Genomic DNA, 21317 nt, shown 5'->3' on the forward strand with positions numbered 1-21317 from the left:
AGGGGGCGTACGGCACGACCGGTGCGCGTCACGCTGCTGGAAGGAAGCTATTTGAACAGCTTTTTCACGTGATCATCTGCTTCGCAGGCAGTGGTTCGAGTTCTGGTGCTTTCATGGTTCCTCCGGGGGCACCAGTGGCTCAATCATCCCGATCAACGCCGGCACATCATGTTGGACAATCTCCCACATTCTCGTCAGGTCAAGGTGAAAGTAATCGTGGGCGATTCGGTGGCGCAGTCCAATGATCTGGAACCACGGAATCTCAGGATGCGCGGCTCTCGTCTCGTCGGAGACCTTGCGCGCTGCCTCACCAATGTTCTCCAAGGCCTTGGCGATGGCGTGCTGGTGCAGGGAACTCTGTTGAAATACCTCCCAGGTCAGGTCCTTACAGAACTCGCGGGATTCTCGGGCAGCAATGAGCATGTCGAGCAAAAGAGCCGAGTCACGCCACATAGATGTGCTCCAGGTGACTCAGGATATGTTTGCGCCGGATATAGTTCCTGCTCTGCTCAACCAGTCGCCGTTCGACCAAGTCCACCTTGCGTCCGAACAAAGACTCCAGTTCACGGGTCATCTCCGACTGGTCATGAAACCCCCAGTGGACACCCGGCTCAAAAGTGACCAACACATCCACATCGCTATCGGGCCGGAAATCCTCGCGCAATGCTGAACCGAAGATGGCGAATTCCCTGATGCGCCAGCGCCGACAAAAATCGGCAATCGCTTCGTGTGACAGTTCAATGCGCAGGGCCATGGCTATGTCTCCAGCAGGGTTTTCCGGGAGTTGATTGGCAATGGACAACATTACCATCTCCGGCAGGAATCTTCAGACGGTAACGTCTGATTCCTTGACGAAAGCGGCGATCCGGCGGGTGGCAAGGGCGATGTCCAGTAAGGTTGCTCATCGCGCCACATAGAACGTCTGCGCACTCTCCAGAATGTGACGGCGACGAATCCAGTTGTCGCTGTGCTCGATGCACTGCCGCTCAACCAGGTCCACCGGACGCCCCAGAATCTCGCTCAGTTCCTGCTCCGCGCCAGAGATGTCCAGCAGGCTCCATCTGGCTTCGGGCGCAAACTCCACAAGCACGTCCACGTCGCTTTCGGGGCCAAAGTCATCCTGCAAAACCGATCCGAACAGCCACAGGCGCTGCACCTTCCATTTACGGCAGAACGCCTCGATCTTTTCCATTGGGGCTTGAATCGGCAATGGCATGACACCCTCTCCACCGGCACAACTCAGGTGCGCGTTACGATACTCCAGCAGAAAAATTCCAACGCCTCTGGAACTTGTATCACAGCGGGTTGCCGGGGTGTATCGCCGCCCAGGGAAAAGGCAGCCTACAAAACAGGGGTAAGCCGAAATGGTGCGAACCAGTCGCCGTCTGGCCGCCGGTTCAGGCCAAGGCGGGCAAGCGGGCCGGGCATGAGCCAGCCATGGCGCTGAACGTGTCGAGGCATCCGGGACAGAAGCTCCTCGCGCGCTTCGCAGGGGAATTTCCGAGCAGCTATCACTGTCCTGCCATCAAACCAGAGTTGATTCCAGGATTTTTCAGACTTTGCCTTGATTCGCCTGCTCTCTGTGGGATACGAAGGCGATAAACGTCTGCTTTTATTACATCTCCCTATTGTCACTGGTTCTGGAGGCTTGCCCATGGCACGGTTGATGCCGCCCCGTCGCTTGTGTATTGGATTTCTGGTTGGTTTGCTTGTCATGCTCGTCGCCGTTGGGCTGCCTGTTCGGCAGCAGGCGGCCGGACGGGGCTATTCCGTAACCATGTCAGAGGTGGCCATGCCGACGGATTTCACCATTTCCATTGGGGGTTTTTGTTTTGATCCCAGGAAGGACGACCCGGCGCGGGCGCTGGCGGCGCGGGGCGGGTATCTCACGGAAGCCGCCGGTGACAGCTACCAGATTGTCCAGTTCAACGGACGGGCGCAGGATGCCTGGCTGGCAGAACTGCGGCAGGCAGGCATCGAGCCGCTGCAATACATTCCGCATCAGGCATACCTGGCGTATGTCCCGGCTGGCGTCCGTGAGGCGGTAGCGCAAAAGGAGTACATCCGGTGGATGGGGCTGTACCAGCCGGCCTACAAGCTCAGCCCGGCGTTGCAGTGGCTGCTGACCGGAAAAGCCGGAAAGCCGTCCGCAGATGGGACGTACCTTGTGGCCACGTTCAAGCGTTCGGGACTGGAAACGGCGACTGAGCGGTTGGAAAGCCTGGGCAAGGTCATCACGGTGGAGACCATGCCGGCGGGTGCGGTGTTTGATGTGCTGCGGGTGCGGTTGTCGCCAGCGGCCGTCATCCAGGCGGCACAGGCGTCTGAAGTCATGGCGATTGAGCCGTATGTCACGCCGATGCCCGAAGACGAGCGCAATGCGCAGGTCACGGCCGGAAACTACACCGGAACCGGCATAGATAACCTGGCCGCGCCGGGCTATAACCCACAGACGCAGTTTGGCAGCAACGGCAGCGGGATTACGGTCGGGGTGGTGGATGATGGGGTGGAGATTCCCGGTCCGCAGGGCTTTTACATCACGACGGCGAATGCCGTGGCGGGACCGCCCCGTGGCGCTGACAGTTCACAGTCGTTTCGCGGCGGTCACGGGCATCTATGTGCCAGCATCATTGCCGGCACAACGCCCTTTCCGAACATTCTCGACCCACGCGGCTACAACTACGGACTGGGCGTTGCGCCAGGCGCACACATTGTCAGTGTGCCGCTGATTACGGGCGGAGCTTTTCAGGGGGGCGACGTAGCGGCGGTCAACGATACTGTCACGACACTGCCGCCAAATGGCATTCGGGCGACGATTTCCAACAACAGTTGGGGCGCCGGCGTTGCCACCGACTATGGCACCCGTGAGGCGCAGTACGACACCTTTACCCGTGATGCTTCGCAGGCGGATGGGATCGATCCGGTGCTGTTTGTGTTCTCTGCCGGCAATGACGGTCCGGGCCCGCAAACCCTGACGCGCCCGAAAGCGGCCAAAAATATCATCACCGTTGGTTCATCGGTGGGGCTGCGCCCGGAGTTGCCGCCCTTTCAAGGCGTTCCCAACACCAACATAGACTTTATCTCCAACTATTCGAGCCGTGGGCCGGCGGCGGATGGCCGTATCAAGCCGGATGTCTGCGCACCGGGGCAGCAGATTACCGGGCCACAGACAACCTCGGCCCGGGTTGGTACGCCGTTGGGGGATGGCGTTCACATTCGTGGCAGCGGGACTTCCTTTGCCGCGCCGCATGTCTCCGGGGCGGCCGCTGTGTTTTCCGGCTGGTGGCGTGCGACAAATGCCGGGCAGTTTCCGGCGCCAGCGCTCATCAAGGCGGCCCTTATCAATGGCGCGGTGGATATGAATGCCGAGCATCCGGGCGTGCCGGGCAGCAGCTCGACGGAGCCGATTCCCAACATTGCGGAAGGGTGGGGGCGCATCAACCTGCGCAACTCCATTCCCGGCGGCGTCCCCACGGTGTATGTCAACGAAAACGTGCCGCTGCTGGACAACGGGCAGACGTACGTGTTTACCGGGCAGGTGGCCAACGGCGGACAGCCCTTACGGGTGACGTTGGTCTATACGGATGTGCCGGGTGCGCCCGGCGCCAACCCGGCGCTGGTCAATGACCTTGACCTCAGCGTGTCGGTTGGGGGACAGACCTACCGGGGGAACGTCTTTGCCAACGGTCTTTCCACGCCAGGTGGCAATGCCGACAACCGGAACAACGTCGAGAATGTCTTTCTGCCGCCCCAGCCGGCGGGGACGCCGGTTGTGGTGCGGGTGGCGGCGACGGCACTCAACGGAGATGGGATTCCAGGCAACAGTGATACGACCGACCAGCATTTTGCCCTGGTCATCAGGAATGCCGTGGCCAGCACGCCAACCACGCCGTTGCTTGCGGTGTCGAATGTCATGGCAACAGAGGTCGGCGGCAACGGCAACGGTTTCATTGAACCCTGCGAGCAGGGCAGTCTGATGCTTGGGTTGCGCAACGATGGGACGCCGGCCACGGGACTTTCGGCGACCTTGACGGCGCTGACGCCGGGTGTCTCCATCCTCAGCGGCACAGGAACTTTTGCCAACATTGGGCAGGGGCAGAGTGTGACCGGCCCCAGCCCGGTCTTTCGCTTTTTGCTTGGGCCAACAGTGCCATGTGGGCAGGCTGTGCAGTTTCAACTGACGGTGAACTTCACCGGCGGCGGCAGCCCGTTTGTCACCACGGTGCAGGTGCCAACCGGGGGAAACAACTATGTGTTTACGCCATCGGGTGGGGCCACGATTCCCGCCGGTGGGCAGCTCGTTGCTGGCAGCCAGCAGGACGATGCCTTGATTCCACTCACGGCCCCATTTGCCTTTTCCATTTACGGGACGAATGTCGCTGCTGGCGCAACGGTGACTGCCGACACGAACGGCGTTCTGCGTCTGGCCGGTGGTGGTGCAAGTGAGTTTGAAAACACGTCGCTGCCATTTCTCGGTTTTGGCAGTGCGCCGGCGCTCTGCGTGTTTTGGGATGACATTGACCTCCGGGCTCAGCAGTCGGGGCCACCCAGTGGCATCTTCACCCAGGTTACGGGAAGCGCCCCCAACCGGCAGTGGATCATCGAGTGGCGCGGGGTACGGTTTGGGACCTCAGAGGAAATCCGTGTGGCGGTAGTGCTCCAGGAAGGCACGAACCGCTTTGAGTACCGCTATGCCCAGACCGGTCCGGGAAATGGCAATAGTGCCACAGTGGGCGTCCAGGCTACGGGAAGTGGTTCGCTCTTCACACAATTTTCGTTCGATCAGCCCAATGTGACGCCTGGATTGCGGCTTGAGGCACAGCTTGGCTGTGGGCCGTGCGTTTTGTGTGAGTATGCCGTCAGCCCGTCAACCTTGAGCGTGGGTGGGGATGCCGTACCGAGCGTGACGGTGACGGTGACGACGGGTGCAGGCTGCGCGTGGGAAGCGACGGTGCGCAACACCGATGCGCCGTGGGTGAAGCTGGTGTCGGCACAGTTGGCCAGTGGACAGGTGGTAACGCCCCGGATGGTCGGCGAGCTTGGGGATGTGAACCGGCGGCTGGCGCTGACGGGGACGGGAAGCGCGACGGTGACTTTGGCCGTCGGGCGCAATCCGGGCGGGGCGGCGCGGACGGGGACGGTGCTGGTGGCCGGGCAGGTGGTGACGGTGACGCAGGCTGGTGGCAGTGGTGGCGGTGAGCCGTTAGGGGTTGGGATGGCGATGTTCCGTCCGTCGAACGGGTATATGTACCTGAAGAACCGGCTGATTTCGGACTTTGCCGACCAGGACTTTTTCTACGGGACAGCCGGAGACGTGCCGATTGCCGGGGACTGGGACGGGGATGGTATTGACACGCCGGGGATTTACCGGAATGTGGGTGGCGTGATGACCTTTTTCCTCATCAACAACAACACGGGTGGTTTTGCGGACGTGTCGTTTGCGTTCGGGCAGCCGGGGGATATTCCGATTGCCGGCGATTGGGATGGCAATGGGACGGTGACGTGTGGGGTGTACCGTCCGGTCAATCAGACGTTCTTCCTGCGGAATACGAATACGGCCGGGAATGCGGACTTGGCGGTGGTGATTACCGGGGCGCAGGCGACAGACCGGCCGGTGGTTGGGCGGTGGGTGGCTGGCAGCCCGGTGACGGGAGTGGGGCTGTACCGACCAAGCAACGGGCAGTTTTTGCTGAAGAATGCAAACGTAAGCGGCCCGGCGGATGCGACGTTTGTGATGGCAACGACGGGGACGGTGGTGGCGCCGGTGGCTGGGGATTGGACGCGGCAGGGATTTGCGACGGTGGGTGTAGTGGTCAGCCTTGGGGGGACGATTCAGTTCCAGTTGCGGACCTCGAACACGGCCGGGCCGCCAGAGCTACGGGTGAACTATGGTGTGCCGGGGGATGTGCCGCTCATTGGCAACTGGGACGGGCAGCCCAAGCTACCGCCGGTGTCAGTGCCGTGAGGAATGGCGAGTGGCGAATAGCGAGTGGCGAGTGGTAGGGGCGGTTCCGGGAACCGTCCCTACGGGGAACCGCCCGTACCGGCGAATGGCGAATGGAAAATGAAGAATGAAGGGCAACGATGGGGTATTCTCCATTCGCCACTCGCTATTCGCTACTCGCCACTCGCTACTCACTGCATCTTCCATTCAGGCACGATTATGACCCAACTGGCACACCTCACGCGCCTGCTGGCGAAGCTTGGGAAAAAGCCGAACATTGCGCCAACGCCGTCGCGTTTGGTCTATCAGGAAAACAAGTTGCGGGTACTTGGCTACGCTCCTGCCGGGAAGCAACGGGGGCATAGTCCTTTACCGGTGCTTATCGTCAATTCGCTCATCAACAAGTACTACATCCTGGATTTGACGCCCGGCAAAAGCTTTGTGGCGTATCTGGCCGGAGAGGGCATCCCGGTGTACATGATTGACTGGGGCGTACCGGATGCCGGCGATGCCCGCCTCACCCTGGCGTATCACGTCAATCACTATCTGCGGCGGGTGGTGGAATCCGTCTGCGCCGACGCCGGCGTAGAGCAGGTCATCCTGCTGGGCTACTGCATGGGTGGGACGCTGTCGCTGATGTACACGGCGCTGCATCCGGCACGTGTCGCGGGGTTGGTGTTGCTGGCCACGCCGGTGGACTTTGCCAATGACGCCATACTCAACCTCTGGACGCGCCGGGAGTATTTTGATGTGGACAAGCTCGTGGATACGTTCGGCAACCCGCCGGAGCAGCTTCTGCAATCCACCTTTATGATGATGAAGCCGACGAAAAACATCACCAAGTATGTGGATTTGCTCCAGCATGCCGACAATGAGGATTTTGTGGAGACTTTTCTGGCCTTTGATTACTGGGTCAACGATGTTGTTTCGCTGCCGGGGGAGACGTTTCGGCAGTTTGTAAAGTGGTGTTATCAGGAAAATCAACTCGTGCAGGGGAAACTCAGGCTGGGGCGGCGGACGGTGAAGCTGGAGCAGATCGCCGTGCCGGTGCTCAACGTGGTGGCCAACCACGATGACGTTGTGCCGCGTGTATCTTCGGAGGCGTTGATGGAGCGGGTTGGGAGCCGGGAGAAGGAACTGCTGGCGGTCAATGGTGGGCATCATGGGTTATCCATTGGGAAGAGTGCCGTGGAGGTGGTGTGGCCGCGGATTGCGGCGTGGGTGCGGGAGCGGCGCGTGGGGTGAGGTGGGTTGGTGGTCTGGGAAATTCCTTAGTCTGATAACGTAAGTAAGGTTGACGGGCTTTCGGAGACTGGGTTTCGGAAGCTTTGGCGGCGGTGACCACAAGCCTGTGACGGTGACGTGTGTGACCGCGAAGCTGGCGGCTCTCGACGGGTGAGAGGGAGCAGGGAAGTGGTTGTGGGCAGGTGGTGTGTCGTGAGGTGGGGGGGATGCAGACGTTTGTCTGATAACGTAAGCCCTACCCGGAAATCAGCAGCGCTGCCAGCGACAGGAAATTTTCAGGATTGAGGACGAAATCATGGAGAAACGGGACCAGTTGGTCGACTAGCTTGAAAAGCGGCTCGCCCAGCGCACCAGCACCGAGACCTTGTTCACCATCCGCTGGGCGGTCGTTTAAGGCGCGCGCATCATGGGCGCAAGGAAATCAAATAAGAGAGGACGATACCGGAAATGAGCCAGAAATACGAAAAGCTGAAGGGTCTCCTTAGAGAACTATTCCAGCTTGATCAGCCTGACCTCGACTTCGGCATCTACCGTATCCTGCACGCCCGTGCAGAGGAGGTCACGCGATTTCTGGACCAGGACCTGCTGCCGCAGGTCAAGGCCGCCTTTGCCCAGTACCAGCTGGCGGACAAGGCGACGCTCGAGAAGGAACTGGCCGAGGCGATTAAACAGGCTCGCGCGCTCGATGCCGACCCGGAGACGCTGCCCAAGGTCAAGGAGCTGCGGACACGCCTTGCCGAAGCTGCGGTAGCTGCGGTGGACCTGGAGGCACTCGAAGCCGAGGTCTATGACCATCTCTACCGCTTTTTCCGTCGCTACTACTCCGAGGGCGATTTTCTGAGCCGGCGCGTTTACAGGCCGGGCGTCTATGCCATCCCCTACGAGGGCGAGGAAGTGAAGCTGCACTGGGCCAATGCCGACCAGTACTACATCAAGACGAGCGAGTACCTGCGCGACTACACCTTCCGCCTGCGGCCCGAAGACTGGCAGAACCCCATGCGCGTGCATTTTCGCCTTGTGGACGCCGCCGAGGGCGAGCACGGCAACGTCAAGGAGCAGGCCGGCAAGGAGCGCCGCTTCAAGCTGGCGGCGGAGAACTTCGCCACTGTGGAAGACGGCGAGCTGGTGATCCGCTTCACCTACGCGCCCGACCCGGCCAAGCAGAAGGAACTGAACACTGCTGCGGAAAAGGCAATCCTGAGCCTCGGCGATCCGTCACTGTCCGGCTGAGTGCGGCTGCTGTCTGCCCGGCATGTGCGCGCCGACGGCACCCTGTCCGAGGCCACACGCCTGCGCGTCCATCTGGACCGCTACACCGCGCGCAACACCTTCGACTACTTCATCCACAAGGACCTGGGCGGCTTCCTGCGGCGCGAGTTGGACTTTTACATCAAGAACGAGGTCATGCACCTGGATGATGTGGAGAGCGAGTCCGCCCCGCGCGTCGAGCAGTATCTCTCCAAGATCAAGGTCATCCGCCGCATCGCCCACAAGATCATCGACTTTCTCTCGCAGCTCGAAGACTTCCAGAAGAAGCTGTGGCTCAAAAAGAAGTTTGTAGTGGAAACACAGTACTGCGTAACCCTCGACCGCATCTTTGCTATCCAAGACGAAATCATGCGGCAGGGGCTAATCCACGAAATCATCGAGAACGATGCTCAGCGGGAAGAATGGGTTCGGCTCTTTGCCATTGATGAGATCTCCGTAGAGTTCCTCAAGGCGAACCCCTACTTGGCGCTGGATACCCGCCACTTCCCCGAAGACTTTAAGTTACGGCTTCTGGCGTCCTTCGACGACCTTGACAGGCAATGTGACGGTCTTCTCATCCATAGCGAAAATTTTCAGGCGCTGTCACTTTTGCGAGGACGATATTATCAGCAGATTTGTTGTGTGTATAACGATCCTCCGTATAACACAGAGGCCGACCGAAGCTCAGGGAAGTTCCTCTACAAGGACGGCTACGAGAGATCTTCTTGGATCAGCTTTCTCTACGACCGGATCCATCAAACCTTGCCTCTACTTGCTGATGATGCACTGTTTCTGGTGAGCATTGACGAACACGAGTTTGGTCGCCTGAACGAGTTGCTCAGCCGGCTACTCCAAACGCGCGTCGGAGTATTCACGTGGGTAAAGAAGGCCAAAGGCAGTCACTTGTCACAAACAATCCGCGATATGACGGAGTTCGTTCTGGCCTACTGCCGAGTGAAAGACGGATTGGTTTTATATGGAGAAGCAGCTTACTCAGAAAAGACCCAGCCCCTTGCAAAGAAGACCAACGCAAGAAAGACCTTGAAATTTCCGCCGCGATGTGTCAGTACGAAACTGGCTGATGGCAAATATCAGGCTGGCAAGAGAGGGGAAGGGGATTCAGCACTCACATTCATCGAACCGTTCGAGGTTGCCAATGGCATTGTAACCACCAAAATTGTGGTGGAAGGACCTTTCGTCTGGACCCAAGAAAAGCTGTGCAAAGAGCTTAAGTTAGGAACAATTCCGCTGTTGTCAAGCCAATTCGGCTTCAACGTCATGAGACACGACCAAGCGAAAAAGTTCAAACGTCCGTCCACGCTCTTGAGTTCTGAACAAGGTATTGGAACGAATGAGACCGCATTTCAAGAATACGCCAGCTTGTTCGGTATCGAGCCTCGTGGCCTTTATCCGAAACCGGTGAGCCTGATTTCATACCTTATCCAAGCGCGGACTTTCTTTTCGAAGGAGGGGCTGATCCTTGATGCTTTTGCAGGCTCGGGGTCCACAGCCCACGCGGTTATCAACCTCAACCGCGAGGACGGCGGCAGGCGCAAGTACATCCTCGTGGAGATGGGCGAATACTTCGACACGGTGCTCGTGCCCCGCATCAAGAAAGCGGTCTACTCCAAGGATTGGAAGGACGGCAAGCCCGTCTCCCGCGCGGGCATTAGCCATATGTTCAAGTATGTGCGCCTTGAGTCCTACGAGGACACGCTCAACAACCTGGAACTCAGGCGAACGCAGGCGCAGCAAAGCCTGCTCGACCATCCGCAGGCACAGGGGCCGGACCGGCTCAAGGAGCAGTACCTGCTGCGCTATATGCTAGACGTGGAGTCGCGCGGCAGCCCGTCGCTGCTCAATGTCAAGGCTTTCGACGACCCCACGGCCTACGCCTTCAAGGTCAAGCGCCCCGGCTCGGACGAATCGCGCGTGATGAACGTCGATCTCATCGAAACCTTCAACTGGTTGATTGGCCTCAGAGTGCAGCACCTCGCTGCGCCGCAGACCTTCAGCGCCGAGTTCGAGCACGACACCGAGGGGCGTCTGCGCCTCAAGGGCCAGCTCATGCAGATTGCCCCTCACCCCGGCCCTCTCCCAGCAAACGGGGAGAGGGAGAAAATTGTGTGGTGGTTCCGCACCGTGACGGGCACGACACCCGATGGACGCAAGACACTGATCATCTGGCGTACGCGGCCCGGCGGGGAGTCTCTCAAGGGCATCGAGCAGGACAACCTGGTTCTCGACGCCTGGTTCACCAAGCAGGACTATTCGAGTAAGGACAGCAAGTTCGACCTCATCTACGTCAACGGCGGCAACAACCTCGAAAACCTGAAGGCCCCCGATGACACCTGGAAGGTGCGCCTGATCGAAGAGGACTTCTTCCGCCTGATGTTCGAGACGGAGGGGGTGTGATGCCGCGCGGACGCCCCAGAGGAAGCACAGGCGCAGCAACGGCGGCGGGCCAGAGGCGTCAGGCCAGCGTGCGCGCCTCCGTGCCGTTCAACCAGAAGCTTGTCCTCAACCAGTGGCTGCTTGACCTGTTCGGCGTCGGGCACTTCGAGCAACTGGCCGGGCACCTGCGCGGCGAGACGCTGGAGGGGCTGGACACGAACAACATCCACCGTTTCCATCACGCGCTGTGCCTGCATTTGCCGGCAGAGAACCGGCCCGGACTGCCGGACGAGCGGCTGCTGGAATACGATCAGTCCATTGTCTCCATCACGCAGCGTCTGAACGAACGGCGCCTGACCCGGGGCGAGTCGCCTGTCGTCTGGAAGTACTTCCAGTATCTGGCGCTGCTGTTCACGGAGATTTACCTTGACGCCTACTTTCGTGACCCACGCGCCCTGCTTCGCCAGATCAACGAGCGGATTGCCGCACTCAATCACGGACTGGACGAAGCCGACCGCGTGACGCCGCTCGACGAGGGCGAGGACGCCGACGCCTGGCCGCAACTCAACAAGATCGCCTTCTGGATGGCCACCGGCAGCGGCAAGACGCTGCTGATGCACGCCCACATTCTGCAGTACCGGCGCTTCCTTGAGACCCACGGCCGGGCGCGCGAGCTGAACCGCATCATCCTGCTCACGCCCAACGAAGGGCTTTCGCAGCAGCACCTGCGTGAGTTTGAAAAGGCCGGCATCGAGGCCGAGGTCTTCAACAAGGACGGCCGGGGGCTTTTCACCGGACAGGCGGTGGAGATTCTCGAAGTCACCAGGCTCAAGGAGGAAACGGGTGAGAAGACCGTTGCGGTGGATGCCTTCGGGGACAACAACCTGGTGCTGGTGGACGAAGGACACCGCGGCGCATCAAGCGGCGGCGAAGGCGCGTGGATGAAGTATCGCAATGCACTGTGCGAGAAGGGCTTTTCGTTTGAATACTCGGCCACCTTCGGCCAGGCGGTGAAGGGAAGCAGGCTGCTCACTGACCTCTATGCCCGCAGCACGCTGTTCGATTACTCATACCGCTGGTTCTATGGCGACGGCTTCGGCAAGGATTACCAAATCCTGAATCTTGAGGATGACAGCGACGAGGAATGGATGCAGTGCTATCTGACCGCGTGCCTGCTCGCCTTCTTCCAGCAACAGCGGCTGCACCGCGAGCACGAGGCGGCATTTCGCCCGTTCAACATCGAGCGACCGCTGTGGGTCTTTGTGGGCGGCAGCGTGACGGCGACACTGGCCAACCGTGACGCCTCGGACATCGTGGAAATCCTGTGTTTTCTCGCCCGGTACGTGGCCAATCGCGCCGAAAGCATCGGGCGCATCCGCCGCGTCCTGCATGAAGGGCTGGTCACCGCGACCGGCAGGAATCTGTTTGCGGGCCGCTTCAGCTACCTGAACACCTGTGGGCTGACGCCGGAGCAGGTCTTCGAGGAAACCCTCGCCACCCTCTTCAACGCGCCGGCGGGTGGGGCCCTGTACATCGAGAACCTGAAGGGTGCGGCTGGCGAGGTTGCCCTGCGGGTGGGCGACAACGATCCGTTTGGCGTCATCAACGTCGGCGACGACGCCAGACTGGTGAAGCTCTGCGAAGAAAAGAAGCTGAACGTCGGCGAGCGCGAATTCAAGGACTCGCTGTTTCATGGCCTGGAAAAGCCGGATTCGACCATCAATGTGCTCATCGGCTCGAAGAAGTTCACCGAGGGCTGGAGCAGTTGGCGGGTGAGCACGATGGGACTGATGAACGTGGGGCGGAGCGAGGGCGCGCAGATCATCCAGCTCTTCGGGCGGGGGGTGCGGCTCAAGGGCGTGGGGATGAGCCTCAGACGCAGTGCGCGCGCCACGCTGCCCGCCGGGCTGGAGCGGCCGAAGCACATCGGGACGCTGGAGACCTTGAACATCTTCGGCATCCGCGCCGACTATATGGCGCAGTTCCGCGACTTTCTCGAAGAGGAGGGCCTTCCTTCCAACGACGAGTGCATCGAGATCATCCTGCCGATCGTCAAGAACCTGGGCACGCGCCCGCTTAAGACGATCCGCCTCAAGAGGGTGATCAACGGTGTCAGCACGGAGTTTGGCGACGCCTTCCGCAGGCTCGGGCCGGTGCCAACTGTCAATCCGCCAGACCCAACGCGCGAGCCGGCGACTGCTTACCTGCAGAAGAACCAGGTTGTCCTCAACTGGTATCCGAAGATTCAGGCGATGAAATCCGCCGGGGTGGTGGGCGGGGACGATGACAGCACGCCCAATCAGGACTGCCTGACCGCACATCACGTTGCGTTTCTCGATCTCGACCGGCTGTATTTCGATCTGGAGCGCTTCAAGGCTGAGCGCGGGTGGCACAACCTGAACCTGACCCGAACGGGCATTGTCGCCTTGCTTGCGGACACGACCTGGTACCGGCTGCTGATCCCGAAGTCGGTGCTGGCGTTCGATTCGTTCGGGAATGTGCGCATCTGGCAGGAAGTGGCGCTGGCGTTGCTGCGCAAGTACGTCGAGCGCTACTACACCTTCCGCAGGCGCGAGTGGGAGTTGCCACATCTGGAGTACTGCGACATCAGCGCGGACGATCCCAACTTCCCCTGCGTCAACGGCCAGCGCGGCCCCGAATACGGCTATCGCATCCTGATTGAGGAATCACAGGAGGAGATTGTCAGGAAGTTGGCCGAGCTGAAGGGGGCCATCGGACAAGGCAGCCTCAAGCCTTGGGAGTTTCGGGGGATCAAGGCCATCTGGTTCAGCCGGCACCTCTACCAGCCGTTGCTCTCTCTCGATGGCAGCGTGGTTGAGATTTCGCCGGTGCCTCTCAACTTGGGCGAGCGTCGCTTTGTCGAAGACCTGAAAGCGTTCTACGATGCCAACCCGGCGTTCTTTAACGGGTGCGAGCTGTACCTGCTGCGCAACCTGAGCCGGGGCCGTGGTGTCGGGTTCTTCGAGGCCGGCAACTTCCACCCCGATTTCATCGTCTGGCAGCTTGTGGGTGATAAGCAGCACATTGCTTTCGTTGATCCCAAGGGTATCCGCAATGTCGGACTGGAAGACCCCAGGATGAGCTTCTACAAGACGGTCAAGGAGATCGAGAAGCGGCTGGGCGACCCGAATATCACGCTCGAGGCCTTTATCGTCTCAAACACACCGTCGCATGTGATGTGCCGGCAGTGGGGCATCGGGAAGGACGAGATGAACAGGCGCCACGTGGTGTTTCAGGATGAGGACGGGGACAGCTACATCCAGACGATTCTTCAGCTCGCAACCGGCGGGCAGCCCTGATGCCTTGACGTTTCAGCGGGAAGGGGGCGGTGAAGGCGGAGGCGGAAGGGCATCGCCATCTGGTGCTGGAGCGCATTTTCCCTCGCAGGGGATAATCACACCCAACAGATGGCAGACGGTAAAGGTGTCCGGTTGGGCCGGAGGTGTGGGAATCCGGCAGACCGAACCCGGCATGCAGTCCACATCCGTGGCGCAGTCACAACTCGCCAGGCGCGGCGCCGCAAAAAGACCATCGGTTTCGTAGCGTGTGGCAAAGTCAGGTGCGCCGGGATCACCCGGAAAGGGGCTGAAGGGAATGGGGTCAATGTCTTCCTGGAGCTTTTCGTACCGCGCCAGCCACCCTTTGATGACGGGCACACTGGCGGGCAGTATCCACACCTGGTTCCGGTGGCGCAGGTGCAGACTGGGGTGAAACCACTCCCGGTGCAGGGCCAGGGCAAGGTTTTTTTCTTCCGGGGTCAACTCCTGCAACCAGTCTGCACCCACTTCCCGAAACAGGCGGAGGGCGTTGGGGTTGTTGGGCGGTGCATCCTGCAGGCGGTACAACTCAGCAGTCTTGGCAAACAGGCTCCGCACCACAGCTTCCTGCTGGGGGAAGCGTTGCCGGGCTTTTTCTTCCAGCAGGGTGAGAAGTGTCCGGGTGGTATCGGGATCGTTGATGCGCAGCACAAAAAAACGCATTGGTGGCGGGATGGAAAAAAGGTGGTCCATCCATTGCTCAGGTGGTCGTTGGTCAAATTCCAAGGCCATCTCGACGGTCAGGGAGGGCATCACCGACATGCACGGAACAGAGCGCATCCGACACCACCATTCGTCCAACTGAACCTTCTGCTTCAACGGAACCACCCATTCCCACGTGACCAGCAGGAGCACCGCCAGGCCGGCCATCAGCCCGGTCCATTTCGCAGCCCGTTTCAGGCGCGGATAACGCTGGTGCCACTTTCCCGGAGGCGGCCCGGAAGGAGCAGGTGAAGCAGACATGACGCAACCTTCGGAAAAGGTCTCACTACGAGTCCCATCACAGCAGACTTGCCGGAGTCCCCGGCGTGTTGTTGATTTACGCCAGTTTACCACGTCCGGTGCAGCAGGAAAACCCGTACCCACGATACCCACGATGTCATCGGTGAGTGACCGTTGGGCGAGGGGCATAGTTGGTCTAAGAGTCTGATAATATAGATTATGTTTCCATGTTCGTCCGCAAGGATTTCGTCCGCAAGGATGCAGAAATGTTGCCGGAATGTCCAACAGACGTAGCACCAAAAGCCTAACCACAAACAACAAAAGTTCAATGCCGGGTTTTGTCTGGTTCACGCCAACTGGAAAGGTATCGAGCCATGCCCACAAAACGTCTACGGACAGGACGCCAAGGCTGATTCGTCAGTCTGCTGGCAGGACTTGTCACACTCAGTCAGGCCAACGTCACTGCCGGCAGACATCCCCCGCCAGCCAACCACGAAGCCGTTTCCGTGGCCGGGCTGAATCTGAGACCGGAAGAACAACGGCTTCTCGACACCGGCGGCATTGTCGTCCGTCCGCTCCCGGCCGGCCACGCCAAAACCATCGCCGCTCAGGGACTGGCCATAGTGAAAAGCCCGCCGGAAACGTTTCTGGACGCCTACCGCTCCCTGGAAGCCATCCGGCATGGCGGAAGCGTCACCACCTGTGGGCGATTCAGCCCCGTCCCGACGCTTGCAGACGTGGCGCACCTTCCTGTGAGTCCTGACACCCTTACGGAGCTTTCCACGGCGCACGTGGGAGACTCAAAAATCAAGCTTTCTGCGGCAGAAATTGAAACCCTGACGCAACTCCGGCAGACCTGCCCGGCGGCACAGCTCCGCCCGTCGCTGGCGGATGCCTACCGTCAGATGCTCTGGAAACGTGCGCTGGCGTACGCCACCCACGGGCCACGGGGACTTCCAGCTTATGCTGACAAGAAAGTGCCGACCGACGTACCGGCCGCCGTGGCCTCGCTGGTGTCTGAGTGTTTTCGTCTGGCACACCCGGCATCCCGGGTGCACACAATGCTTGAGCATTTTCCCCGTCTGGATGCCGTCCGGGGCGAGTCTTTTCTCTACTGGGCCGTTCAGAAGTACGGTGATCTCAAGCCCGTCACCACCGTTGTGCACGTCCTGATGTGGCAGGACAAGGGGCGTGACTATATTGCCTCAACGCTCATCTACGCCAATCACTACACGGAAGCCGCCTTTGTTCTGGCGGAACTCATTCCCTTCACTGACCCCACCGGACGGACACAGACTATTGTGGTTTACAGCGTGTGCCTTCAGACTGATCTTCTGGGTGGGCAGCTTGGGTTTTTGAAGAAGAAGTTTGCCCAGTCAAAGCTGCTGAGTACGCTCAAGGGTGGGCTGACGACGTTGCGGACGACAGTCTTGGCGGCCTCCCGGGTGCGTGGGACGGGTCCGGCTGAGGTGCCTGGGAGCGCGAGCTTCCAGCCCGCAGGCAAGTCTGCGATTTGCCTGCATTTTCATGTTCCCTGACATTTGCCATTGCAGGATATGATCAACCCCAAAAGGTGGCATCCGGTGTAGTAACCGGTTTCATCCCTGGAATGGGAATTAGTGTTGAAAGGAAAAGAAAAAATCAGTGTATTTGGCTGCTTCATATCCCAGGGTCTTGGGATAACTTCAGGCATGTATTTTTCAAACTGTTTATCAATCACTGGTAGTTTATCCGACTAGACCCAAACTATATTGCTGTGCCGGAGTGTTAGCCCCGGAGCAAACCACTCCCGATGTACTTTCGTCGCCACAGCTTTTTCGTCAGGTGTCAGTTCATTCAGCCATTCGTCTCCAACTTCTGCAAACAACCGGTTAGCTTTCGGAGCATTGACGATGTTGCCATCCTGGAGAGGGGGGATGGATTCAAGATGTTGCAGCCATTGTTTCCGTGGGATGGCTTCAAATCTTATGGCTATCTTATTCTTACGGTTAGTGGGAGCAGGCTGCTGGCGGTTGTCCGGCCATCGAGGTCGTTCCCGCAGACGGGGAACTGTCCCCGCCATCCACATCCACCAAGGAAGAACTGGAGGGACACGAACAGGTGCTCGAAGAAGCCATTCGCCGCGAAACCAGCCTGCTGCCCCCGGCTCCGAAGGTGTTGAGTGTGGTGCAGGTTATCCCCTAACCTGCGGCCGATGAAGCTAAGCGGTCCAATGCGCAGACAGAAGCCATTGGTATGCAGGTAGCCATGACCTGTGAGCGGGAGCACGGGCGCGCACCCGAAGATGTCTCAACGCAAAACCTGGCGATGACATCCGCTCAAGGATACCATCCACGGAAGAGGAACAGGTGGAAAGCGTGCGCCACATCGAGGTCAAAGCCCGTGCCACAACCAGCGCCATCGCGCACACCCCCAATGAATGGCCCATGGCGCAGTGTCCGGGGAACGACTATACATCGTCGGGCAGGCGGCAGCCCGGCCGGTGCTCCATATCGTGCAGTACGTGGTGAAAAACTGACATGAGGTAAGCGATGAAGACGGGTGAGATTCCCCAATCGGTGCGCTTGGCCCTGCGAGAACTCAAAGCCGCACTGATCAATCTCTACGGCGAGCGGTTGGGGGGGGTCTATCTCTACGGCTCGTATGCGCGCGGCGATTTCACCGAAGATTCGGACATTGATGTGCTCATCGTTCTCAAGGGTGAAGTAAAACCGGGAGCCGAGATGACCAGGCTTAGCCCGCTTCTTTCAGAAATATGCCTGCGCCATGGGTTTCTTCTTTCTGTTTTCCCGGTTTCGGCGGAGAAGCACAAAGCGCGTCAGTCACCCTTCATGGTCAATGTCAGAAGGGAACAGATCGGGGTATGAAAATGGAATTCCAGTCCGCTATCCAGAAATCACGGCAATTCCTGAAGTCCGCAAAGCTCCTCAAGGATGCACGTGATTATGACTCATCGGCTTCAAGGTTATATTATGCCATGTTTTATTGTGCGGAAGCTCTTTTGTTCTCCAAAGGCTTGACCTTTTCAAGTCACCAGGCCGTCATTTCTGCCTTTGGTCAACATTTTGCCAAAACCAACGAAATACCTGTCGAAATGCACCAGTGGTTGATTGATGGCTTCGAGAAACGCCAGGCGGGTGATTATGAAACGGTTAGCGGGCTGGAAGAAGAAGATATAAGTGTTCTACAACCCCATGCGGAGCAATTTGTGTCGTGGACTGAAGAATATCTCAGGCAGCAAGGTCTGCTGTGAATAGCCAGCGTTTATCAGTTTTGTTCCTGACAACTCATCGCACAACCCGAACCCACCCTCAGTCAGGAGCAATTCACTTGGCTGAATCTGTCGGCCAGCCCAGCGCCTGAAGCGTGACCTTGGCCAGCCGCTTGGCCGCCAGTTCGGACTCCCGGTTTCCGTTCTGCTGCGCGTCAAGGTGAAACGTCGTCATCAGCCCGCCAAACAACAGGCAGGTGTCATACAAGGCTGTCAGTTCCGCCGCTGGTTGCTGCATCAGCTTCGGGTCAGAGGTCAACAGTTCGTGAACTGCACCCAGAAGAAACTCCGACTCCTCATCGGTGAGGTCCCGTCCGCGTTCAATCCCGACGGCAACGCCAACCGCCAAAGCCACAGCATACGTCAGATTGTTTCTGCGGAAGTCCGGGCTGCGTTCAATTTCCTTGAAAATGGCGTCGCCCAGCGAAAGCAGCGTCGCCCGCTGCTGCGGGTCGTCGGAAAGTGATGCAAACTGCTCGGCAATGGACTGCCGCCGGCGCGGACGAAAATCCGTCACGGCATACTGGCGCGGTGTCTGTACCGGACGGCTTTCCGGTGCGGCCGCCGGCGTACGCCGTTGGGCATTGCTGCCGGCCCGCCCCCGGTCGCCGGAAAGGCGCAGCGGCACCGACTGGTAAAACACACTGCGCTGGGACAACGACAGCATGAGACTCAGGTTCGCCATGGCCATGGTCTCAAACTGCATCCCGCTCAGCGGATCGGTAAACTGGGCGCGCGCCTCACCGGAGGCAGCCGCAAGCCACGACGCAAACAGGAAGAAAAAAACAAAACTCCGGCGCAGCGCCCTGCACTTCAACATCGCTTGCGCAACTCCTTTCACAACCGGCCCGCATCGGAAGGGGCCGGTACAAAATGTCGTGTGGTACAAGGATACGTGCTTCACTGTGTCAACGCAATACAGCGCCGGGGATTTTGAGAAAATTTCGCGTACTTTCAGATTTTTGTACGGCGCGCCGTCCCTTGCTTCTGTCACACGGCCCAGGATCATGGCCACCGGCAGCACATCAGCAATCATGCCGGACAAACTCACACAAGGGTGCGACTGCGTATGAAATCCCTGACGGAATACCTGACCTTCAACCTTCCCTCCAAAATGGCCTTCGTCAACATCACGCCCCAGGTTGAGGCAATTGTGCGCCGCAGCGGCGTCAAGGAAGGGCTGGTGCTGTGCAACAGCATGCACATCACCTCCAGCGTCTTCATCAACGACGACGAAGCCGGCCTGCACCACGACTTCGGCGTGTGGCTGGAACAGCTCGCGCCTTTCAACCCGGACCCGAACCACTACCACCACAACCGCACCGGCGAAGACAATGCCGATGCCCATCTCAAGCGCCAGATCATGGGACGGGAGGTTGTCGTCGCCATCACCAACGGACGACTGGATTTCGGCCCGTGGGAGCAGATTTTTTACGGTGAGTTTGACGGCTACCGGCCCAAGCGGGTGCTCGTCAAGGTCATCGGCGAGTGACTGCCTGCGCCCCGGTTCCCGGCTCTCATGAACGCTGCGCCCGCCCCCGGCTTTCCTGCCACAGGCGGCAACGGGCCACCATCTGTGCGGCCAGCCGCGCATCCTGCCCGAAATGCAGGTGAATGTAGCTGGCATGCAGGTGGCCGCTGGCAAACCCTTCGGCGCGTGGTTGTTCTGCCGGATGACGCGGCTCAATGACGTAGGCCGGCGGCGCTCCTTCCGGGCGCTGCCACGTCGAGTAGTGAAACTCGTGCCCCCGCAGCCGTTGTCCGGCCGCGCCCAGAAGTCCGTCGGCAGCCAGCCTGACTTCCCGGTAGCCCATGACCAGCCGGCGCTCCATCCGGCAGACACCGGGAACAAGGCCAACCATCGGATGGCGCTGCCCTTCGGCATCTTCCAACGCCTCGGTCAGATACATCAACCCGCCACACTCGGCGTAGATCGGCATCCCTTGGGCGTGGGCTTCCCGAACGGCCGCCAGCAACGGACGGTTGGCACTGAGGGCGGCGGCATAAATTTCAGGATAGCCACCGCCGAAATACAGCCCGCTGATACCGGGCGGCAGAACGGCATCGCGCAACGGACTGAACCACACGACCTCCGCACCCGCGGCCCGCAGCGCGTCCAGATTGTCCGCATAGTAGAAACAAAACGCCTCGTCACGGGCGACACCTATCCGAACCACGCCATCCGAAGCCGCGGCCAGGGCCGCAGCCAGTGGGCCGGCGCTGTCCGGCAGCGGTAGCGGCAGCGCGGCTTCAGCCAACGCCACGACCGCCTCCAAGTCAACATAACGCGCCATGGCTTCCCGCGCCCCGGCCAGGAAGGTCTGTACCGCATGCGGCCGTTCCTCGACGGTCAACAGCCCAAGGTGCCGCTCCGGTATGGCAAGGTCGGGCAGGTACGGAAGACAGCCAAGTACTGGAACGCCGTACTGCGTGATGGCCTCCCGCAGCCATGCGGCATGGCGCTCCCCGCCAACCCGGTTGCAGATGACGCCAGCGATATTGACCTTTGGCATAAACGTGTGAAAGCCGTGGACAACCGCCGCCGCACTGACCGACATGTGGCTGCAATCCACGACCAGAATGACCGGAGCCGCCAACAACAGCGCCATCTGCGCCGTGCTGCCGTCGAGCGGGTCAGCGCTGGCGCCGTCAAAAAAGCCCATGACGCCCTCGATGATGCTCACGTCGGCCGTAGCGGCCGCCCGCGCAAACACCAGTTGCACCGCAGCCGGCGGCAGCATCCAGGCGTCGAGGTTGCGTGAGGGCCGCCCCGTGGCCGCCGTGTGGTACATCGGGTCAATATAGTCGGGGCCGACTTTGAACCCCTGTACACGCCGGTCCGCTGCCAGCGCGGCCATAAGTCCCGTGGCGACAGTGCTTTTGCCGTGACCACTGGCCGGCGCGGCAATGATGATTCTGGGAGGGTTCACGGCAC

At 59.8% G+C, this 21317-nt stretch carries 16 protein-coding genes; 10 read left to right on the forward strand and 6 right to left on the reverse strand.

Annotated elements, in window-relative coordinates; all coding sequences use genetic code 11:
* Positions 1-111: 111 nt before the first annotated feature.
* The 3 genes from J8C01_RS13355 to J8C01_RS13365 all read right to left on the reverse strand — a co-directional run bounded on the left by J8C01_RS13355 (position 112) and on the right by J8C01_RS13365 (position 1216).
* Positions 112-453 (reverse strand): HepT-like ribonuclease domain-containing protein, encoded by a 342-nt coding sequence (locus J8C01_RS13355; RefSeq protein ID WP_211432747.1) that lies wholly within the window; start codon positions 451-453, stop codon positions 112-114.
* Positions 443-754, reverse strand: coding sequence for a nucleotidyltransferase family protein (locus tag J8C01_RS13360; RefSeq protein ID WP_211423747.1), 312 nt, complete (start codon positions 752-754; stop codon positions 443-445). The genes J8C01_RS13355 and J8C01_RS13360 overlap by 11 nt, the downstream gene beginning before the upstream one ends.
* 147 nt (positions 755-901) lie before the next feature.
* The gene (locus tag J8C01_RS13365; RefSeq protein ID WP_211432748.1) at positions 902-1216 is read right to left on the reverse strand and encodes a nucleotidyltransferase family protein; all 315 of its coding nucleotides are present in this window, start codon (positions 1214-1216) and stop codon (positions 902-904) included.
* A gap of 438 nt (positions 1217-1654) precedes the next feature.
* Here J8C01_RS13365 and J8C01_RS13370 point away from each other — a divergent pair, with 438 nt between their 5' ends.
* The 5 genes from J8C01_RS13370 (at position 1655) to J8C01_RS13385 (ending at position 14151) form a co-directional block, all read left to right on the forward strand.
* Entirely contained in the window at positions 1655-5965 is a 4311-nt protein-coding gene (locus J8C01_RS13370; protein WP_211432749.1) for a S8 family serine peptidase, read from the forward strand.
* A gap of 198 nt (positions 5966-6163) precedes the next feature.
* Positions 6164-7189: a PHA/PHB synthase family protein gene (locus tag J8C01_RS13375; protein WP_211432750.1), complete on the forward strand. Its 1026-nt coding sequence runs from the start codon at positions 6164-6166 to the stop codon at positions 7187-7189.
* 447 nt (positions 7190-7636) lie between these two features.
* Positions 7637-8419: a hypothetical protein gene (locus J8C01_RS15675; protein WP_371821104.1), complete on the forward strand. Its 783-nt coding sequence runs from the start codon at positions 7637-7639 to the stop codon at positions 8417-8419.
* On the forward strand, positions 8420-10852 hold the full coding sequence (locus J8C01_RS13380) for a DNA methyltransferase (RefSeq protein WP_371821105.1): 2433 nt from the start codon (positions 8420-8422) through the stop codon (positions 10850-10852).
* Positions 10852-14151 (forward strand): DEAD/DEAH box helicase family protein, encoded by a 3300-nt coding sequence (locus J8C01_RS13385; protein WP_211432751.1) that lies wholly within the window; start codon positions 10852-10854, stop codon positions 14149-14151. Before J8C01_RS13380 ends, J8C01_RS13385 begins: the two co-directional genes overlap by 1 nt.
* A gap of 12 nt (positions 14152-14163) precedes the next feature.
* Here the strand turns inward: J8C01_RS13385 and J8C01_RS13390 are convergent, their stop codons facing one another.
* Complete coding sequence (locus J8C01_RS13390; protein WP_211432752.1) at positions 14164-15132, reverse strand: hypothetical protein; 969 nt, start codon at positions 15130-15132, stop codon at positions 14164-14166.
* A 485-nt stretch (positions 15133-15617) separates the two neighbouring features.
* Here J8C01_RS13390 and J8C01_RS13395 point away from each other — a divergent pair, with 485 nt between their 5' ends.
* From J8C01_RS13395 to J8C01_RS13410, 4 genes are all read left to right on the forward strand, one after another.
* Positions 15618-16649, forward strand: a complete 1032-nt coding sequence (locus J8C01_RS13395) for a hypothetical protein (RefSeq protein WP_211432753.1) — start codon at positions 15618-15620, stop codon at positions 16647-16649.
* Positions 16650-17468: 819 nt separating this feature from the next.
* On the forward strand, positions 17469-17621 hold the full coding sequence (locus J8C01_RS13400; RefSeq protein ID WP_246604725.1) for a DUF3883 domain-containing protein: 153 nt from the start codon (positions 17469-17471) through the stop codon (positions 17619-17621).
* Positions 17622-17642: 21 nt separating this feature from the next.
* Positions 17643-17978 carry a nucleotidyltransferase domain-containing protein gene (locus J8C01_RS13405; RefSeq protein ID WP_211427223.1) on the forward strand — a complete coding sequence of 112 codons (336 nt, stop codon included), beginning with the start codon at positions 17643-17645 and terminating at the stop codon, positions 17976-17978.
* Positions 17975-18364 carry a HEPN domain-containing protein gene (locus J8C01_RS13410; protein WP_211432754.1) on the forward strand — a complete coding sequence of 130 codons (390 nt, stop codon included), beginning with the start codon at positions 17975-17977 and terminating at the stop codon, positions 18362-18364. The genes J8C01_RS13405 and J8C01_RS13410 overlap by 4 nt, the downstream gene beginning before the upstream one ends.
* A 73-nt stretch (positions 18365-18437) precedes the next feature.
* Here the strand turns inward: J8C01_RS13410 and J8C01_RS13415 are convergent, their stop codons facing one another.
* The gene (locus J8C01_RS13415; RefSeq protein ID WP_211432755.1) at positions 18438-19202 is read right to left on the reverse strand and encodes a DUF6683 family protein; all 765 of its coding nucleotides are present in this window, start codon (positions 19200-19202) and stop codon (positions 18438-18440) included.
* A 249-nt stretch (positions 19203-19451) separates the two neighbouring features.
* On the opposite strand from J8C01_RS13415, the gene J8C01_RS13420 reads away from it, so the two are divergent.
* On the forward strand, positions 19452-19874 hold the full coding sequence (locus tag J8C01_RS13420; RefSeq protein ID WP_014101027.1) for a secondary thiamine-phosphate synthase enzyme YjbQ: 423 nt from the start codon (positions 19452-19454) through the stop codon (positions 19872-19874).
* Between the two features lie 25 nt (positions 19875-19899).
* Here J8C01_RS13420 and J8C01_RS13425 read toward each other — a convergent pair whose 3' ends face one another.
* Positions 19900-21312 (reverse strand): cobyrinate a,c-diamide synthase, encoded by a 1413-nt coding sequence (locus J8C01_RS13425; protein ID WP_211432756.1) that lies wholly within the window; start codon positions 21310-21312, stop codon positions 19900-19902.
* Positions 21313-21317: the final 5 nt, after the last annotated feature.

Source organism: Chloracidobacterium sp. D, assembly GCF_018304685.1.
Classification (GTDB): domain Bacteria; phylum Acidobacteriota; class Blastocatellia; order Chloracidobacteriales; family Chloracidobacteriaceae; genus Chloracidobacterium; species Chloracidobacterium thermophilum.

Excerpts from the sequence above, each read along its gene's own strand:
- J8C01_RS13355 (WP_211432747.1), bottom strand. The coding sequence starts at position 453 with ATGTGGCGTGACTCGGCTCTTTTGCTCGACATGCTCATTGCTGCCCGA.
- J8C01_RS13360 (WP_211423747.1), bottom strand. The coding sequence starts at position 754 with ATGGCCCTGCGCATTGAACTGTCACACGAAGCGATTGCCGATTTTTGT.
- J8C01_RS13365 (WP_211432748.1), bottom strand. The coding sequence starts at position 1,216 with ATGCCATTGCCGATTCAAGCCCCAATGGAAAAGATCGAGGCGTTCTGC.
- J8C01_RS13370 (WP_211432749.1), top strand. The coding sequence starts at position 1,655 with ATGGCACGGTTGATGCCGCCCCGTCGCTTGTGTATTGGATTTCTGGTT.
- J8C01_RS13375 (WP_211432750.1), top strand. The coding sequence starts at position 6,164 with ATGACCCAACTGGCACACCTCACGCGCCTGCTGGCGAAGCTTGGGAAA.
- J8C01_RS15675 (WP_371821104.1), top strand. The coding sequence starts at position 7,637 with ATGAGCCAGAAATACGAAAAGCTGAAGGGTCTCCTTAGAGAACTATTC.
- J8C01_RS13385 (WP_211432751.1), top strand. The coding sequence starts at position 10,852 with ATGCCGCGCGGACGCCCCAGAGGAAGCACAGGCGCAGCAACGGCGGCG.
- J8C01_RS13390 (WP_211432752.1), bottom strand. The coding sequence starts at position 15,132 with ATGTCTGCTTCACCTGCTCCTTCCGGGCCGCCTCCGGGAAAGTGGCAC.
- J8C01_RS13405 (WP_211427223.1), top strand. The coding sequence starts at position 17,643 with ATGAAGACGGGTGAGATTCCCCAATCGGTGCGCTTGGCCCTGCGAGAA.
- J8C01_RS13410 (WP_211432754.1), top strand. The coding sequence starts at position 17,975 with ATGAAAATGGAATTCCAGTCCGCTATCCAGAAATCACGGCAATTCCTG.
- J8C01_RS13415 (WP_211432755.1), bottom strand. The coding sequence starts at position 19,202 with ATGTTGAAGTGCAGGGCGCTGCGCCGGAGTTTTGTTTTTTTCTTCCTG.
- J8C01_RS13420 (WP_014101027.1), top strand. The coding sequence starts at position 19,452 with ATGAAATCCCTGACGGAATACCTGACCTTCAACCTTCCCTCCAAAATG.